16 protein-coding genes and 1 pseudogene are annotated in these 16,701 nt (G+C 55.2%); 16 read left to right on the top strand and 1 reads right to left on the bottom strand.

Annotated features, from left to right (window positions below; translation table 11 throughout):
• Window positions 1-117: 117 nt before the first annotated feature.
• The 5 genes and pseudogenes from cysJ (at window position 118) to BM373_RS20340 (ending at window position 6,393) form a co-directional block, all read left to right on the top strand.
• Window positions 118-1,923: an NADPH-dependent assimilatory sulfite reductase flavoprotein subunit gene (gene cysJ / locus BM373_RS20360; RefSeq protein ID WP_090465741.1), complete on the top strand. Its 1,806-nt coding sequence runs from the start codon at window positions 118-120 to the stop codon at window positions 1,921-1,923.
• Window positions 1,923-3,635: an assimilatory sulfite reductase (NADPH) hemoprotein subunit gene (cysI, locus tag BM373_RS20355; RefSeq protein ID WP_090465738.1), complete on the top strand. Its 1,713-nt coding sequence runs from the start codon at window positions 1,923-1,925 to the stop codon at window positions 3,633-3,635. Before cysJ ends, cysI begins: the two co-directional genes overlap by 1 nt.
• A gap of 121 nt (window positions 3,636-3,756) precedes the next feature.
• Window positions 3,757-4,491: a phosphoadenosine phosphosulfate reductase gene (cysH, locus tag BM373_RS20350; protein WP_090465735.1), complete on the top strand. Its 735-nt coding sequence runs from the start codon at window positions 3,757-3,759 to the stop codon at window positions 4,489-4,491.
• 48 nt (window positions 4,492-4,539) lie between these two features.
• Window positions 4,540-4,811: pseudogene (locus tag BM373_RS20345) on the top strand (tyrosine-type recombinase/integrase); the annotation flags it as partial.
• A 562-nt stretch (window positions 4,812-5,373) separates the two neighbouring features.
• A complete protein-coding gene (locus BM373_RS20340; RefSeq protein ID WP_090465732.1) occupies window positions 5,374-6,393 on the top strand; it encodes an acyltransferase family protein in 1,020 nt (339 codons plus the stop codon).
• Between the two features lie 183 nt (window positions 6,394-6,576).
• On the opposite strand, the gene BM373_RS20335 is transcribed toward BM373_RS20340, so the two are convergent.
• A complete protein-coding gene (locus BM373_RS20335; protein WP_090465729.1) occupies window positions 6,577-7,623 on the bottom strand; it encodes an aminopeptidase in 1,047 nt (348 codons plus the stop codon).
• A 238-nt stretch (window positions 7,624-7,861) separates the two neighbouring features.
• Between BM373_RS20335 and cysG the strand changes: the two genes are divergently transcribed.
• The 11 genes from cysG to BM373_RS20280 all read left to right on the top strand — a co-directional run bounded on the left by cysG (window position 7,862) and on the right by BM373_RS20280 (window position 16,697).
• Window positions 7,862-9,277: a siroheme synthase CysG gene (gene cysG, locus BM373_RS20330; protein ID WP_090465837.1), complete on the top strand. Its 1,416-nt coding sequence runs from the start codon at window positions 7,862-7,864 to the stop codon at window positions 9,275-9,277.
• 9 nt (window positions 9,278-9,286) lie between these two features.
• Window positions 9,287-10,195 (top strand): sulfate adenylyltransferase subunit CysD, encoded by a 909-nt coding sequence (gene cysD / locus BM373_RS20325; RefSeq protein ID WP_090465726.1) that lies wholly within the window; start codon window positions 9,287-9,289, stop codon window positions 10,193-10,195.
• 9 nt (window positions 10,196-10,204) lie between these two features.
• On the top strand, window positions 10,205-11,632 hold the full coding sequence (gene cysN, locus BM373_RS20320) for a sulfate adenylyltransferase subunit CysN (RefSeq protein WP_090465723.1): 1,428 nt from the start codon (window positions 10,205-10,207) through the stop codon (window positions 11,630-11,632).
• Complete coding sequence (gene cysC / locus BM373_RS20315; protein WP_090465720.1) at window positions 11,632-12,237, top strand: adenylyl-sulfate kinase; 606 nt, start codon at window positions 11,632-11,634, stop codon at window positions 12,235-12,237. Before cysN ends, cysC begins: the two co-directional genes overlap by 1 nt.
• Before the next feature lie 49 nt (window positions 12,238-12,286).
• Window positions 12,287-12,610 (top strand): DUF3561 family protein, encoded by a 324-nt coding sequence (locus tag BM373_RS20310; protein ID WP_090465717.1) that lies wholly within the window; start codon window positions 12,287-12,289, stop codon window positions 12,608-12,610.
• A 157-nt stretch (window positions 12,611-12,767) separates the two neighbouring features.
• Complete coding sequence (ftsB, locus tag BM373_RS20305; RefSeq protein WP_090465715.1) at window positions 12,768-13,079, top strand: cell division protein FtsB; 312 nt, start codon at window positions 12,768-12,770, stop codon at window positions 13,077-13,079.
• A 20-nt stretch (window positions 13,080-13,099) separates the two neighbouring features.
• Complete coding sequence (gene ispD / locus BM373_RS20300; RefSeq protein WP_090465712.1) at window positions 13,100-13,810, top strand: 2-C-methyl-D-erythritol 4-phosphate cytidylyltransferase; 711 nt, start codon at window positions 13,100-13,102, stop codon at window positions 13,808-13,810.
• Window positions 13,810-14,289, top strand: coding sequence for a 2-C-methyl-D-erythritol 2,4-cyclodiphosphate synthase (gene ispF, locus BM373_RS20295; RefSeq protein ID WP_090465709.1), 480 nt, complete (start codon window positions 13,810-13,812; stop codon window positions 14,287-14,289). The genes ispD and ispF overlap by 1 nt, the downstream gene beginning before the upstream one ends.
• Window positions 14,286-15,335: a tRNA pseudouridine(13) synthase TruD gene (gene truD, locus BM373_RS20290; RefSeq protein ID WP_090465705.1), complete on the top strand. Its 1,050-nt coding sequence runs from the start codon at window positions 14,286-14,288 to the stop codon at window positions 15,333-15,335. The genes ispF and truD overlap by 4 nt, the downstream gene beginning before the upstream one ends.
• Complete coding sequence (gene surE / locus BM373_RS20285; protein WP_090465702.1) at window positions 15,316-16,077, top strand: 5'/3'-nucleotidase SurE; 762 nt, start codon at window positions 15,316-15,318, stop codon at window positions 16,075-16,077. The genes truD and surE overlap by 20 nt, the downstream gene beginning before the upstream one ends.
• Window positions 16,071-16,697, top strand: coding sequence for a protein-L-isoaspartate(D-aspartate) O-methyltransferase (locus tag BM373_RS20280; protein WP_090465700.1), 627 nt, complete (start codon window positions 16,071-16,073; stop codon window positions 16,695-16,697). Before surE ends, BM373_RS20280 begins: the two co-directional genes overlap by 7 nt.
• Window positions 16,698-16,701: the final 4 nt, after the last annotated feature.

The following is a 16,701-nucleotide window of genomic DNA, read 5'->3' as shown; positions in this document are numbered from 1 at the left end:
TGGTTATTTATTATTTCCATCCCTTCTTTAATTGTTATTATCCCCGCCGTTAACCTTACACTCTGTTCTGTTTTTCACCTTATAAAAATAGCTTTGCTTACTGGAACTTGACGACGCATGACGACACAGGCCCCACCTACCGCTTTGCTTCCGCTGAACCCGGAGCAACTGGCGCGCCTTCAGGCTGCGACCACTGATTTAACGCCCAACCAGCTTGCCTGGGTTTCAGGCTATTTCTGGGGTGTACTGAACCAGCAGCCTGCTGCTGCGGTGAGCACGCCCGCACCTGCCGTTGACGTCCCGACCATCGCCCTGATTTCCGCCTCGCAAACCGGCAACGCCCGCCGCGTGGCTGAAGCGTTGCGCGACGATCTGCTGGCCGCAAAACTTAACGTCAATCTGGTGAACGCGGGCGACTATAAATTCAAACAAATCGGTCAGGAAAAACTGCTGGTTGTCGTGGCGTCCACTCAGGGTGAAGGGGAGCCGCCGGAAGAAGCGGTGGCGCTGCATAAGTTCCTGTTCTCGAAAAAAGCGCCCAAACTCGACGGCGCGGCCTTTGCCGTGTTTGGTCTCGGCGATACCTCCTACGAATTCTTCTGCCAGAGCGGGAAAGATTTTGACAGCAAACTGGCGGAACTGGGCGCGGAACGCCTGCTCGATCGCGTCGATGCCGATGTTGAATTCCAGCCCGCCGCCAGCGAATGGCGCGCCCGCATTGTTGAGGTGTTAAAAGCCCGCGTACCGAAAGAAACCCCGGCACAGGCGGCAATCACGGCAACCGGTGCGGTCAATGAAGTTCATTCCAGCCCTTACACCAAAGAAGCGCCGCTGGTGGCGAGTCTGTCGGTAAACCAGAAAATTACCGGGCGTGACTCTGTTAAAGATGTGCGACATATCGAAATCGATCTCGGTGATTCCGGTCTGCGCTATCAGCCGGGTGACGCGCTCGGCGTCTGGTACCAGAACGATCCGGCATTAGTCAAAGAGTTAACAGAACTGCTGTGGCTGAAAGGCGACGAAAGCGTCACGGTTGAGGGCAAAACCCTGCCGCTGGCTGAGGCTTTGCAATGGCACTTCGAGCTGACGGTCAATACCGCCAACATCGTTGAGAATTACGCCACGCTTTCCCGCAGTGAAACTCTGCTGCCGCTGGTGGGCGATAAAGCCAAATTGCAGCATTACGCCACCACCACTCCTATTGTGGATATGGTGCGCTTCTCACCGGCCCAGCTTAGCGCCGACGCGCTGATTGGCCTGCTGCGCCCGCTGACGCCGCGCCTTTACTCTATCGCCTCCTCACAGGCTGAAGTTGAAAGCGAAGTGCACATCACCGTCGGTGCCGTGCGTTTTGACGTAGAAGGCCGTGCCCGCGCCGGTGGCGCATCCAGCTTCCTCGCCGACCGTGTAGAAGAAGAGGGCGAAGTGCGGGTATTTATCGAGCACAACGACAATTTCCGCCTGCCCGCCAACCCGGAAACGCCGGTGATTATGATTGGGCCAGGCACCGGTATCGCGCCGTTCCGCGCCTTTATGCAGCAGCGTGCCGCCGATGAAGCGCCGGGTAAAAACTGGCTGTTCTTTGGTAACCCGACCTTTACCGAAGACTTTTTATACCAGGTTGAGTGGCAGCGTTACGTCAAAGAGGGCGTGCTGTCGCGCATCGATCTTGCCTGGTCCCGCGACCAGAAAGAAAAAATATACGTACAAGACAAACTGCGCGAACAGGGCGCAGAGCTGTGGCGCTGGATTAATGACGGTGCCCACATTTATGTCTGCGGCGACGCCAATCGCATGGCGAAAGACGTTGAGCAGGCATTGCTGGACGTGATTGCTGAATTCGGCGCGATGGACGCTGAAACAGCGGATGAATTTTTAAGTGAGCTGCGCGTTGAGCGCCGTTATCAGCGAGATGTCTACTAATGAACGAAAAACATCCAGGCCCGCTGGTGGTCGAAGGTAAACTGACCGACGCCGAGCGCATGAAACGCGAGAGCAACTACCTGCGCGGTACGATTGCCGAAGATTTAAACCATGGTCTCACCGGCGGTTTTCAGGGAGACAACTTCCTGCTGATCCGCTTTCACGGCATGTATCAGCAGGATGACCGCGATATTCGTGCCGAACGCGCCGAGCAAAAACTGGAGCCGCGTCATGCGATGATGCTGCGCTGCCGCCTGCCGGGGGGGATCATCACCCCGAAACAGTGGCTGTCGGTAGATAAGTTCGCCAGCGAAAAAACCATTTACGGCAGCATCCGTCTGACTAACCGCCAGACTTTTCAGTATCACGGCATTCTGAAAAAGAACGTGAAACCGGCGCATCAGATGCTGCATGAAGTGGGGCTGGACGCGCTCGCCACGGCGAACGACATGAACCGTAACGTGCTCTGCACCTCGAACCCGGTGGAGTCGCAACTGCACGCTGACGCGTACGAGTGGGCGAAAAAACTCTCAGAGCACCTGCTGCCGCGTACTCGCGCTTATGCGGAGATCTGGCACGACGCGGAAAAAGTCGCCACCACCGATGAAGAACCGATCCTCGGCGCGACCTATCTGCCGCGTAAATTCAAAACCACCGTGGTGATCCCGCCGCAGAACGATGTGGATCTGCACGCCAACGACATGAACTTTATCGCCATCGCCGAGAACGGCAGGCTGGTGGGCTTTAACCTGCTGGTGGGCGGCGGTTTGTCGATTGAGCACGGCAACAAAAAAACCTACGCCCGCACCGCGAGCGAATTTGGTTTCCTGCCGCTGGAACATACCCTGGCGGTGGCCGAAGCGGTAGTAACTACCCAGCGCGACTGGGGTAACCGTACCGATCGTAAAAATGCCAAAACCAAATACACCCTTGAGCGCGTTGGCGTTGAGACGTTCAAGGCAGAAGTGGAGCGTCGCGCGGGCATCAAGTTTGCGCCGGTACGCCCGTATGAATTCACCGGACGCGGCGATCGCATCGGCTGGGTGAAAGGCATCGATGATAAATGGCACCTGACGCTGTTTATTGAAAACGGTCGTATTCTTGATTTCCCGGATCGTCCGCTGAAAACCGGATTGGTGGAGATCGCGAAGATCCACAAAGGCGATTTCCGTCTGACCGCTAACCAGAACCTGATCGTCGCCGGTGTACCGGAAAGCGAGAAGGCGAAGATCGAGAAACTGGCGCGCGATCATGGCCTGATGGATGCGGTCAAACCACAGCGTGAAAACTCCATGGCCTGCGTTGCCTTCCCGACCTGTCCACTGGCGATGGCCGAAGCCGAGCGTTTCCTGCCGTCTTTCGTTGATAAAGTCGAAGCGGTGATGGAAAAGCACGGCGTGGGCGACGAGCACATTGTTCTGCGCGTCACCGGCTGTCCGAACGGCTGTGGTCGTGCGCTGCTGGCTGAAATGGGGCTTGTCGGTAAAGCGCCGGGCCGCTACAACCTGCACCTCGGCGGCAACCGCATGGGCACCCGCATCCCGCGCATGTACCGCGAGAACATCAACGCGTCCGAGATTTTAGATTCGATCGATGAACTGGTGGGGCGCTGGGCAAGAGAGCGTGACGCGGGCGAAGGCTTTGGTGATTTCACCGTGCGCGCGGGCATTATCCGCCCGGTACTGGATCCGGCACGGGATTTCTGGGAGTAATTTTTCCCCCTCACCCCGGCCCTCTCCCCAGGGAGAGGGGGAAGGGCAGCCCGCACTCGATCTGTCCCCTCTCCCTTTGGGAGAGGGTTAGGGTGAGGGGAAAAACCAATAAGAGGTAACTATGTCCATACTCGATCTCACTGCGCTTAACGCTCTCCCAAAAGAAGAACGCGTCAACGCGCTTGCGGAAACCAACGATCGCCTGGAAAAGCTCAGCGCCGAAGATCGCGTGGCATGGGCGCTGGAAAACCTGCCGGGTGAATATGTTCTCTCGTCGAGCTTTGGCATCCAGGCGGCGGTCAGTCTGCATCTGGTAAACCAAATCCGTCCGGATATTCCGGTGATCCTCACCGATACCGGCTACCTGTTCCCGGAAACCTATCAGTTCATTGATGAGCTAACGGACAAACTCAACCTGAACCTGCACGTTTTCCGCGCCAAAGAAAGTCCGGCGTGGCAGGAAGCGCGCTATGGCAAACTATGGGAGCAGGGCGTTGAGGGCATTGAGAAATACAATGACATCAACAAAGTCGAACCGATGAATCGCGCGCTGGAAACGCTAAACGCGCAAACCTGGTTTGCGGGCCTGCGCCGAGAGCAGTCCGGCAGTCGTGCCGCACTGCCGGTGCTGGGTATTCAGCGCGGTGTATTCAAAGTGCTGCCGATTATCGACTGGGACAACCGCACCGTTTATCAGTACCTGCAAAAGCACGGACTGAAATATCACCCGCTGTGGGATCAGGGCTATCTGTCGGTGGGCGACACGCACACCACCCGCAAATGGGAGCCCGGCATGGCAGAAGAAGAAACCCGCTTCTTCGGGCTTAAACGCGAGTGCGGATTGCACGAAGGTTAATTGTTCCATTAATAAGAGCCGTGTTCCCCGCGAGAGCGGGGATAAACCGCGCCTGGCTCATTTAGAGCTACCTGGAATTTGATGCTGCAACGCGCAGGTATCCGACACTGCAAAGCTTATAAGTTACGACACTCATTTGCATGCTGGGTGCTAAGTGTAGGATCTAACCACAATTTTATCGCCGCACAGATGGGTCACACATTAATTCAAGTGGTTTACAACGTTTACGGAAAATGGATAGCGGTAACAACGGCGATCAGATGAGCATTGTAAGCGCTAATTTTAAAGTCGATGCCCCCGGTATCTTCGCTGTAAGGTAAAAAAGCTTTCACTCCAACGATTCAGTCGGAATAAATAGAAGTAAAACAATATATTAGCGTAAGGCGAATCGACACCTTAAGAAGTGTTGAGTCGTATTGCGCTAATTTTTTGCCTCTTATATGCCCCATCACATCATCGGGCAGTCTCATTCATCCCACCGCATGTGTCGGTAATGAAGTGCGTGATGACGCCGATCGCCTGACGTTCATTCAGGACATCCCCTTCTATTGCATCGCCATACCGCAGATGCTATCCGCCATTATTGTTACTTTAGCAACTGGTGAAGTAGAGCCCACGCCAGCGCCCCCATAAGGAATGAACGGAAAACATTGCTAATCCTCACCTTTAGTGGTGGATGCATCGCGGAACGTGTGCGAATACATATCGACCAGTCGGTTTGCCTCATTAAATGACGTTTGATGATTCAGTGCCATGTATTTATTAGTATTTTTTTTAACCAATAGGCGCAGAGAATTTCATGATATTAAACTCTATTCAGGAACATAGACAAAGTCTGTCTATGAGATTATCCTTAATGAAAAATTTTCTTTCGGTAAGCTCATGTTTCGATCAATTCAGATGCTTAGGGCTCTTGCTGTCTGGCTTGTAGTCCTGCACCACGTGAAGCAGATTGTATTCTCAGATCACTTCTCTAATTCCTTTATGGATAAGCTTGCCCACAAAGGCGCGGCAGGCGTTGATCTGTTTTTTATAATTAGCGGGTTTATCATTTATCAATCCATCTACACAAAGCGCATTAGTGCTGCCCAGTTTGCGTTAAATAGAGTGATGCGCATTGTGCCGGCATACTGGTTATTTACGGGTATCGTTGCCTTTCTTGCTATTTATTTCAACGGGTTAATGTTTGCTACCACGACTAACCCGGAGCTTCTAATAAGAAGCCTTCTTTTCTTACCGACTGAACGTTCAGACATAATGGGTTATATTCCATTCCTTACTGTAGGATGGACACTTAACTATGAGATGTTCTTCTACCTTCTGGCGTGCCTGGTAATTTTGATTTCCAGGGAACGATTTATAGTATTGATATCCTTAGTAATAATTTTCAGCTACGAGTACCTTAAGCCATCATTGTCAGCCATGCCGTTTTATAGCAATGGTATAATGCTTGAGTTCCTTCTTGGCATCTTTATCGCTGACTTCCACAAAAACGGGATGCTGGAAAAAATAAATCCAGTAATTTTAATCAGCCTGTCTGTAGCGGCAATGGTCTTCATTTACAACAGACCAGAGGACCATGATATTTTATATATTGGAGTGCCCTGCGCGGTAGTGGTGGCATGTTTCGTAGGTCTTGAGTCCTCACTTAAAGATAATAAAATTACAAAAGCACTTATTAAACTTGGGGATTACTCGTACTCGACTTATTTATGCCATGTAATTGTAATTTGCAGCCTTCTTTATGCTTTTAAGGGCGTACATAACCAGGAATATATCGTCTCGGTTCTTTGCGTACCATTAACTTTGGCCGTTTCTTTTTTAAGCTACAAATTTATAGAGCGACCAATAGGAAGCCTCTCAAAGCACATGCTTAAGAAGCCCTCTCCTGTCATAGCGTAATTGTAGCGGCAGTTGTTGTAACTGCCGCTACAGTGTTAATAATCCAATGAATTCCCGAAAGTGAGGCATTAGTTACACCCGATGTAATGTTCCATCGTAGGTTCTAATGCCCCCATCTGCCTGTGTTATTGAATCAGGGAATGAAACCATGTTTCCAGATACATTCCCGTCGCATTACCACCATTAAGACGCTTTCCCCGCCTTCGCCAGTTCCTTCATCAGCGGCAGCATAACGCGCACCACGTCGCGCGTGCGGCGCTCTATGCGTCCCGGCAGCGCGCTGTCGATGTGTTGCTGATTATCCAGCCGAACGTCGTGCCAGCTTGTGCCCTGCGGGAATGCGCGGGATTTTGCGCGCTGCTGCTGACCATCTTTGTTACCGAGTGACCAGTTTGTCGCTTCGACAGACAGCACCGGAATGCCCGCCTTATCAAACACATCCACGTCATGACAACAATCCGTGCCTTTTGGGTACGCCGGATTCAGCCCCGGATTGAGGGTCGCGGTAATGCCCCGGCTGTGCGCAATGGTCAGCGCCCGATCGCGGGTTAACTTGCGCACCGATGCCGGTGTGCTTTTACCGCTATTAAAATAGAGCTTATCGCCGACAATCAGGTTATCGAGATTAATCACCAGTAAGGTGTTTTTCTTTTCTGCCGCGCTCATCCGGTTAAGGAGATTCTCAGCGCCCAGCAATCCCTCTTCTTCACCGCTGGTGGCGATAAAACGAATGCTGTACTCGGTGGGAATATTTTTCAGCGCATCGGCCAGTTCGAGCATCACGCCGACGCCCGCCGCATTATCGTCAATGCCCTGAAGCGTCAGACCGCCAAGATTATGGTCGGTATCGCTATCACTGCGCGGGGCGTAGGTATCCAGATGCGCCATCACAATAATTTGCTCCGGCTGTTTACCTTCATGCGCCGCAATCACGGTATTTCCCGCGATATTAAGCCAGTTACGCTGGTTATTTTTGGTGGTGTAAGCATAACGGCTGGTGAATTTGCGAATATTACTTTCATAGCCCATCAGCGCGAACTGTTCGCGCACATAATCTGCTGAAAGCATTTCTGCCGGGGAGCCGGTCATTCGTCCTGGAAAATAGGTGGCAATGTAACGTGCCTGAAGATTCGCCATCTCGCCAGGCTTTGAGGACTGCGCCTGAGCGGAGAGGGAAAGGCATACGCTGAGCGCCAGAAGAGCAGTACGGCGGCGCAATGCGGAAAACATAGTGAGTCCTTAAACATGCAGCAAATTTTTGACCCGCCTAGTATGAAACTGTGACCGGGGTTACACAATTTCATTTACGCTTAAATGCCCGATATTTCTGGCGTTAAGCACTTTTTGTAATTTGCTTTTTCATAGCGTTATTCCTTTGAGGAACTACTCATTCCAATTCGTAATTTCATTCACTCATCAGCCCCCCCTATAGTCCCACTATTCCTGGTTGTGAGTGAGTTATTACGTTGTGGATCACCTTCCTGTATTTGCTGCCGTAAAAGGCCGACCTGTTCTGGTAATTGGCGGCGGTGAAATCGCCGCGCGCAAGATTGCCTTTTTGCTGCGGGCAGGCGCGAAGGTGCAGGTCGTTGCGAAAGCGCTTAATGCAGAGGTACAGCAGCTTGCCGATGAGCAGAAGCTGACCTGGTTTGCCACCGCCTTTGACGAATCACAACTGGACAGCGTTTTTCTGGTGATTGCCGCGACCAATGACCGGGCGTTAAACCGCCAGGTGTTTGAAGCGGCGAACGCCCGTCACCGGCTGGTCAATGTGGTGGATGACCAGCCGCTGTGCTCGTTCATCTTCCCGTCGATTGTCGACCGGAGCCCGATTCTGGTGGCCATCTCCTCCGGCGGTAATGCGCCGGTGCTGGCCCGTCTGCTGCGCGAAAAAATTGAAGCGCTGCTGCCGGGTAATTTAGGCCGCATGGCGCAGGTCGCGGGCGAGTGGCGCGAGCGGATTAAAGCGTTTCGTACCACTACCGATGCGCGTCGTCGTTTCTGGGAAGCCGCGTTTCGCGGGCGCTTTGCAAGCCTGATGGCGGCCGGAAACGAGCAGGCGGCGCAGGAAGTCCTGGCGCAGGAAATGGCCGAACCGGGTAGCACGCAGGGTGAAATTATTCTGGTAGGGGCAGGCCCTGGTGATGCCGGTTTGCTGACGCTACGCGGGTTGCAGGTGATCCAGCAGGCTGACGTGGTGTTTTACGATCATCTGGTCAGTGACGAGGTGCTGGAACTGGTGCGTCGCGACGCCGACAAAATCTGCGTCGGTAAACGCGCGGGCAGGCATGCCGTTGCCCAGCACGACACCAACCAGATGCTGATCGCCGAAGCGCGCGCGGGCAAAACCGTGGTGCGGCTGAAAGGCGGTGACCCGTTTATTTTTGGGCGCGGCGGTGAAGAGTTACAGGCTGCTGCCGCGGCGGGCGTGCCGTTTCAGGTGGTGCCTGGCGTCACGGCGGCATCCGGCGCGACGGCTTACGCGGGCATTCCGCTTACGCACCGCGAGTTCGCCCAGAGTGTGACCTTTGTTACCGGACATTACAAAGCGGACAGCGTGCCTTTTGACTGGTCGCACCTGGCGCAGAGTCGACAGACGCTGGCGATTTACATGGGCACCATGAAAGCGGCGGAAATCAGCGAGCAGCTTATTCAACACGGTCGCGACAAAGCGACACCGGTGGCGGTGATCTCGCGTGGTACGCGACGCGATCAGCAGGTCAATACCGGCACATTAGAACAACTCGAAAACCTGGCGAAAAACGCCCCGATGCCAGCGCTGCTGGTGGTGGGCGAAGTAGTGCAACTGCATGACGCACTCGCCTGGTTCCAACATTCTTCAGGCACAGACGCGTTTGATGGCGCTGTGGTCAATCTGGCTTAAGGAACGGTTATGGATCAAAAACGACTCACTCACCTGCGACAACTGGAGGCGGAAAGCATCCATATTATTCGCGAGGTGGCCGCCGAATTCGCCAATCCGGTGATGATGTACTCCATCGGGAAAGATTCCAGCGTGATGCTGCATCTGGCACGCAAGGCGTTCTATCCGGGCACGCTGCCTTTCCCGCTGCTGCACGTGGATACCGGCTGGAAATTCCGTGAGATGTATGAGTTCCGCGATCGTACCGCCAAAGCCTACGGCTGTGAGCTGCTGGTGCATAAGAACCCGGAAGGGGTGGCGATGGGGATTAACCCGTTCGTGCACGGCAGCGCCAAGCATACCGATATCATGAAAACCGAAGGGCTGAAGCAGGCGCTGAATAAATACGGTTTTGATGCCGCATTCGGCGGCGCGCGCCGCGATGAAGAAAAGTCCCGCGCGAAAGAGCGTATTTACTCCTTCCGCGACCGCTTCCACCGCTGGGACCCGAAAAACCAGCGTCCGGAGCTGTGGCACAACTACAACGGCCAGATTAACAAAGGCGAAAGCATTCGCGTGTTCCCGCTCTCCAACTGGACTGAGCTGGATATCTGGCAGTACATCTACCTGGAAAACATCGAAATCGTTCCTCTGTATCTGGCGGCTGAACGCCCGGTGCTGGAGCGCGACGGCATGTTGATGATGATCGACGACGATCGCATCGATTTGCAGCCAGGCGAGATGATCAAAAAACAGATGGTGCGTTTCCGTACCCTCGGCTGCTGGCCGCTGACCGGCGCGGTGGAATCTCACGCGCAGACGCTGCCGGAAATCATCGAAGAGATGCTGGTTTCCACCACCAGTGAACGTCAGGGACGCGTGATTGACCGCGACCAGGCAGGCTCCATGGAGCTGAAGAAACGCCAGGGTTATTTCTAAGGAGCCGCCATGAATACGACTATTGCACAACAAATTGCCAACGAAGGCGGCGTGGAAGCCTATCTGCACGCGCAACAGCATAAAAGCCTGCTGCGCTTCTTAACCTGCGGCAGCGTGGATGATGGCAAAAGTACGCTAATCGGGCGACTGCTGCACGATACCCGCCAGATTTATGAAGATCAGCTCTCTTCGCTGCATAACGACAGCAAGCGCCACGGTACTCAGGGCGAGAAACTCGACCTGGCGCTGCTGGTGGATGGTTTACAGGCCGAGCGCGAGCAGGGCATCACCATCGATGTGGCATACCGCTATTTCTCCACCGAAAAGCGTAAATTTATTATCGCTGACACGCCGGGACATGAGCAGTACACCCGCAACATGGCGACCGGCGCATCGACCTGCGATCTGGCGATCCTGCTGATGGACGCGCGCAAAGGCGTGCTCGATCAGACCCGTCGTCACAGCTTTATCTCCACGCTGCTGGGCATTAAGCACCTGGTGGTGGCGGTCAACAAAATGGATCTGGTGGAGTTTAGCGAAGCGACGTTTGAGCAAATTCGCCAGGACTACCTGACCTTCGCAGAACAACTGCCGGGCAATCTGGATATCCGTTTTGTGCCGCTGTCGGCGCTGGAAGGGGATAACGTCGCTCTCGGTAGCAGCAACATGCCGTGGTACAGCGGCCCGACGCTGCTCGAAGTGCTGGAAACGGTTGAGATCCAGCGCGTTGTCGAAACGCAGCCGATGCGCTTCCCGGTGCAGTACGTTAACCGTCCGAATCTCGATTTCCGCGGGTTCTCCGGCACTATCGCCTCAGGCGTGGTAAAAGTCGGCCAGCGCATCAAAGTGCTGCCGTCCGGCGTGGAATCTGCCGTCGCGCGCATTGTGACCTTTGATGGCGATTTGCAGGAAGCGGGCGCTGGCGAAGCGGTGACGCTGGTATTAAAAGATGAAATCGACATCAGCCGTGGCGATTTGCTGCTGGATGCGCAGGACGCGCTGCCCGCCGTACAGAGCGCGTCGGTTGATGTGGTGTGGATGGCGGAACAGCCGCTGACCGCAGGCCAGAGCTACGACATTAAAATCGCCGGGAAGAAAACCCGTGCGCGCGTGGATGCCGTCCAGTATCAGGTTAACATCAATAACCTGACGCAGAATGTGGTGGAAAATCTGCCGCTTAACGGCATTGGGCTGGTGGATCTGACCTTTGACGAGCCGCTGGTGCTCGACAAATATCAGGAAAACCCGGTGACCGGCGGGATGATCTTTATCGACCGTCTGACCAACGTGACCGTCGGCGCGGGCATGGTCAATGAACCGAAAACCCAGGCTGACCACGTGCCGTCTGAGTTCAGCGCCTTTGAGCTGGAACTGAATGCACTGGTGCGTAAGCACTTCCCGCACTGGGGCGCGCGCGATTTGCTGGGAGGCAAATAATGGCGGCGCATGATGAAAACGTCGTCTGGCATCCTCATCCCGTGACGGCGGAACAGCGCGAGCAACTCCACGGTCACCGTGGGGTTGTGCTGTGGTTTACCGGGCTCTCCGGCTCAGGGAAATCCACCGTGGCCGGGGCGCTGGAAGAGGCGTTGCATCGTTTGAACGTCAGCACTTATCTGCTGGATGGTGACAATGTGCGTCACGGATTGTGCAGCGATCTGGGCTTTAGCGACTCCGATCGCAAAGAGAACATCCGCCGCGTCGGGGAAGTCGCGCGTCTGATGGTCGATGCCGGGCTGGTGGTATTGACCGCGTTTATCTCTCCGCACCGGGCTGAACGCCAGATGGTACGCGAGCGCGTGGGTGATGACCGCTTCTTCGAAGTCTTTGTGGATACCACGCTGGCGACCTGTGAAGCGCGCGATCCCAAGGGCCTGTATAAGAAAGCGCGGGCGGGGGAATTACGCAATTTCACCGGGATCGATTCGGTTTACGAAGCGCCGGAATCGCCAGAAGTTCACCTGGATGGTGAACAATTGGTAACAAATTTAGTGGGCCAATTATTAGATCTGTTAAGACATAACGATATTATCAGATCCTGAGACGCCGTCCGATTTCGCCATCGCGGACAGTCAGGTTACAGGATTCGATATGCGTAATAGCCAGAACATCATTATGTCAGGGTCTGACCCCGTTACTGCCAACGAGGAAACCACCTGGTCATTTCCAGGGGCGCTCGTTGGCTTTATTGCGTGGTTGCTGGCGCTGGGCATTCCCTTTCTGCTTTATGGTCCGAATACCCTCTTTTTCTTCTTATACACCTGGCCCTTTTTCCTCGCGCTGATGCCCGTTGCGGTGGTTGTGGGGATCGCGCTGCACTCGCTGACCGGCGGCAGGCTGATCTACACCAGCGTCGCCACCGTGCTTATCGTCGTCGCCATCTTCGGCGTCTTATTTTTGTGGCTGATGGGTTAGCCCGGGGCCGCGACTTCTTTTACACTACGTTGTCAGGGACCAGGCGTGTGCGCCTGAATGCAAATATGGTACATTTGGCCGCAATGACGCGGTGTCGGCTTAGAGTGGAGTCTTCGCAGAAGTTATGGGATGATGAAGCCGATTTTCAGGGGGCACGATGGGTAAATTAACGCTGCTGTTGCTGGCATTGCTGGTCTGGCTACAGTATTCGCTGTGGTTCGGCAAGAATGGCCTGCACGACTTCAGCCGTGTCAACGACGATGTGATCGCGCAGCAGGCGACAAACGCTAAATTAAAAGCGCGTAACGATCAGCTTTTTGCCGAAATTGATGACCTCAATGGCGGGCAGGAAGCGATTGAAGAGCGTGCGCGTAACGAACTCAGTATGACCAAACCGGGTGAAACCTTTTACCGGCTGGTACCGGATGCGTCTAAACGCAGCCCAGGGACACTACAAAATAATCGATAAACGCAACCCAGGTTTACGACATGGCAGCAATAATTCCGGACGTATGTGCCGTTGTGCCGGCCGCAGGATTTGGCCGCCGCATGCAAACGGAATGTCCTAAGCAATATCTCTCTATTGGTCACAAGACGATCCTCGAACACGCGGTGGCGGCGCTTCTGGCGCATCCCCGCGTGGCGAAAGTCGTCATTGCGATCAGCCCCGGTGACGCGCGTTTTGCCGCGTTACCGCTGGCGGGTCATCCGCAGATTGTGGTGGTCGACGGCGGCGCAGAACGCGCCGACTCCGTACTGGCGGGCCTGAAAGCCGCAGGCGACGCCGCCTGGGTGCTAGTGCACGACGCCGCCCGCCCGTGCCTGCATCAGGACGATCTCAGCCGCTTACTGGCGCTGAGTGACACCAGCCGGGTAGGGGGCATTCTTGCCGCCCCGGTGCGCGACACCATGAAGCGCGCGGAACCTGGTAAAAACGCCATTGCCCACACCGTCGATCGTAACGATTTGTGGCATGCGCTCACCCCTCAATTCTTCCCCCGCGAACTGCTCCACGACTGTCTGATCCGCGCCCTGAACGATGGCGCGACTATCACCGATGAAGCGTCGGCGCTGGAGCATTGCGGCTATCACCCCAGCCTTGTACCGGGGCGCGCGGACAATATTAAAGTCACGCAGCCTGAAGATCTGGCACTGGCTGAATTTTATCTTACCCGTACCACCCTCCAGGAGAAGGCGTAATGCGCATAGGACACGGTTTTGACGTACACGCGTTTGGCGGAGAAGGCCCGATTATTATTGGCGGCGTGCGAATTCCTTATGAAAAAGGACTGCTGGCGCACTCTGATGGCGATGTGGCGCTGCACGCACTGACCGATGCGCTGTTGGGCGCGGCGGCATTAGGCGACATCGGCAAGCTGTTCCCGGACACCGATCCGGCGTTTAAAGGCGCTGACAGCCGCGTGCTGCTGCGTGAAGCCTGGCAGCGCATTAAAGCCAAAGGCTATACGCTGGGTAACGTCGATATCACTATCATCGCCCAGGCCCCGAAAATGCTGCCGCACATTCCGCAGATGCGCGTGTTTATCGCTGAAGATCTGGGTTGTCATATGGATGATGTGAATGTGAAAGCCACGACCACCGAAAAGCTCGGCTTTACCGGGCGCGGGGAGGGCATCGCCTGTGAAGCGGTCGCGCTGATCGTGAAGGCGGCGCAATGACCGATTTTGACGACCTGACGTATTTGCACGGCAAGCCGCAGGGTTCAGGTTTACTCAAAGCCAGCCCGGAAGATTTCGTCGTAGTGGAAGACCTGGGTTTTGAGCCCGACGGCGAAGGCGAGCATATTCTGGTGCGTATTCTGAAAAACGGCTGCAATACCCGTTTTGTGGCTGATGCGCTGGCAAAATTCCTTAAAATACCCGCCCGTGAAGTCAGCTTCGCCGGGCAAAAAGATAAACATGCAGTCACCGAGCAGTGGCTCTGCGCAAGAGTGCCGGGTAACGGGATGCCGGATCTCAGCGCCTTTCAGCTTGAGGGTTGTCAGGTACTGGAGTATGCCCGGCACAAGCGCAAGCTGCGTTTGGGCGCGCTCAGAGGCAACCAGTTTACGCTGGTGCTGCGTGAAGTCAGCGATCGCGCAGATGTTGAAGGGCGTTTGCAGGCCATCGTTAACGCGGGTGTACCCAACTATTTCGGCGCACAGCGCTTTGGTCTGGGCGGCAGCAACCTGTCAGGCGCACTGCGCTGGGCGCAAAGCAATGCGCCGGTGCGGGATCGCAATAAACGCAGTTTTATGTTGTCGGCAGCCCGCAGCGCGTTGTTTAATCAGATCGTCAGCGAGCGGCTGAAAAAAACAGACTTTAATCAAGTTGTTGACGGCGATGCGCTACAATTAGCGGGGCGCGGGAGCTGGTTCGTGGCGACCGCTGACGAGCTGCCTGCGCTGCAAACGCGCGTCAACGAGCGCGATGTGATGATTACCGCCGCGCTGCCGGGGACCGGTGACTGGGGAACGCAGCGCGACGCACTGGCCTTTGAGCAGACCGCCGTGGCCGATATGCCTGAGCTTCAGTCTTTATTGCTGCGCGAAAAGGTCGAGGCCGCGCGCCGGGCGATGCTGCTCAATGTGCAACAGTTAAGCTGGAACTGGTGGGATGACGTCACCGTTGAGTTACGCTTCTGGCTGCCAGCGGGAAGTTTTGCCACCAGCGTCGTAAGGGAACTAATCAATACTTCGGGTGAATATGCGCATATTGCTGAGTAACGATGACGGAGTCCACGCGCCTGGTATTCAGGCGCTGGCGAAGGCTTTACGGGAATTTGCCGACGTGCAGGTTGTCGCGCCCGATCGTAACCGCAGCGGTGCCTCTAATTCACTGACGCTCGAATCTTCATTGCGTACTTTCACCCATGAAAACGGCGATATCGCCGTACAGATGGGCACGCCGACCGATTGCGTTTATCTGGGCGTGAATGCGCTGATGCGCCCGCGCCCGGACGTGGTGGTTTCCGGCATTAACGCCGGGGCCAATCTGGGCGACGATGTCATCTATTCTGGTACGGTCGCCGCCGCCATGGAGGGCCGTCACCTCGGCTTTCCGGCGCTGGCCGTGTCGCTTAACGGCTATCAGCATTATGAGACAGCCGCCGCCGTCACCTGTTCTATATTACGCGCGTTAAGCCGCGAGCCGCTGCGCACCGGACGCATTCTGAATATCAATGTGCCGGATCTGCCGTTAAGTGAAATTAAAGGCATTCGCGTCACCCGCTGCGGCAGTCGCCATCCCGCCGATCAGGTGATCCCGCAGGAAGATCCGCGCGGGAATACGCTCTACTGGATTGGTCCGCCGGGTGAAAAGTATGACGCCGGGCCGGATACCGATTTTGCGGCGGTGGATGAAGGCTACGTGTCTGTCACGCCGCTGCATGTCGATCTCACCGCGTACAGTGCTCAAGATGTTGTATCGGACTGGCTGACGCGCGCCGGGATGAACACGCAATGGTAAGTAAACGCGTACAAGCGCTTCTCGATCAATTACGTCATCAGGGCATCAAAGATGAAAAAGTGCTTGAGGCACTGGCTCAGGTGCCCCGTGAGAAATTCATTGATGAAGCGTTTGAACACAAAGCGTGGGAAAACGTCGCTCTACCTATCGGACAAGGACAAACCATTTCGCAGCCCTATATGGTGGCGCGAATGACCGAGTTGCTGGAGTTAACGCCGGAGTCACGGGTGCTGGAAATCGGTACCGGTTCCGGCTATCAGACGGCAATTCTGGCGCATCTGGTGCATCACGTCTGTTCCGTTGAGCGCATCAAAGGGTTGCAGTGGCAGGCGCGTCGTCGTCTCAAGCAGCTTGATTTGCATAATGTTTCTACCCGTCATGGTGATGGCTGGCAGGGGTGGCAGGCCCGCGCCCCGTTTGATGCCATCATTGTGACAGCAGCACCGCCGGAAATTCCTGCGGCTCTTATGTCGCAACTGGATGAAGGCGGCATTCTCGTTTTACCTGTGGGGGACGAACACCAGCACCTTAAACGTGTACGTCGTCGGGGAAGCGAATTTATCATCGATACCGTGGAAGCCGTGCGCTTCGTTCCGCTTGTGAAAGGGGAACTGGCCTGATTCC

The sequence above is a fragment of the Enterobacter sp. kpr-6 genome (assembly GCF_900116015.1).
Classification (GTDB): domain Bacteria; phylum Pseudomonadota; class Gammaproteobacteria; order Enterobacterales; family Enterobacteriaceae; genus Enterobacter_D.
This window is presented reverse-complemented; position numbering and strand designations above follow the sequence as displayed.

Bases quoted from the DNA above. Each gene is read 5' to 3' on its own strand.
- cysJ (WP_090465741.1), top strand. From the start codon at position 118: ATGACGACACAGGCCCCACCTACCGCTTTGCTTCCGCTGAACCCGGAG.
- cysI (WP_090465738.1), top strand. From the start codon at position 1,923: ATGAACGAAAAACATCCAGGCCCGCTGGTGGTCGAAGGTAAACTGACC.
- cysH (WP_090465735.1), top strand. From the start codon at position 3,757: ATGTCCATACTCGATCTCACTGCGCTTAACGCTCTCCCAAAAGAAGAA.
- BM373_RS20340 (WP_090465732.1), top strand. From the start codon at position 5,374: ATGTTTCGATCAATTCAGATGCTTAGGGCTCTTGCTGTCTGGCTTGTA.
- BM373_RS20335 (WP_090465729.1), bottom strand. From the start codon at position 7,623: ATGTTTTCCGCATTGCGCCGCCGTACTGCTCTTCTGGCGCTCAGCGTA.
- cysD (WP_090465726.1), top strand. From the start codon at position 9,287: ATGGATCAAAAACGACTCACTCACCTGCGACAACTGGAGGCGGAAAGC.
- cysN (WP_090465723.1), top strand. From the start codon at position 10,205: ATGAATACGACTATTGCACAACAAATTGCCAACGAAGGCGGCGTGGAA.
- cysC (WP_090465720.1), top strand. From the start codon at position 11,632: ATGGCGGCGCATGATGAAAACGTCGTCTGGCATCCTCATCCCGTGACG.
- BM373_RS20310 (WP_090465717.1), top strand. From the start codon at position 12,287: ATGCGTAATAGCCAGAACATCATTATGTCAGGGTCTGACCCCGTTACT.
- ftsB (WP_090465715.1), top strand. From the start codon at position 12,768: ATGGGTAAATTAACGCTGCTGTTGCTGGCATTGCTGGTCTGGCTACAG.
- ispD (WP_090465712.1), top strand. From the start codon at position 13,100: ATGGCAGCAATAATTCCGGACGTATGTGCCGTTGTGCCGGCCGCAGGA.
- ispF (WP_090465709.1), top strand. From the start codon at position 13,810: ATGCGCATAGGACACGGTTTTGACGTACACGCGTTTGGCGGAGAAGGC.
- truD (WP_090465705.1), top strand. From the start codon at position 14,286: ATGACCGATTTTGACGACCTGACGTATTTGCACGGCAAGCCGCAGGGT.
- surE (WP_090465702.1), top strand. From the start codon at position 15,316: ATGCGCATATTGCTGAGTAACGATGACGGAGTCCACGCGCCTGGTATT.
- BM373_RS20280 (WP_090465700.1), top strand. From the start codon at position 16,071: ATGGTAAGTAAACGCGTACAAGCGCTTCTCGATCAATTACGTCATCAG.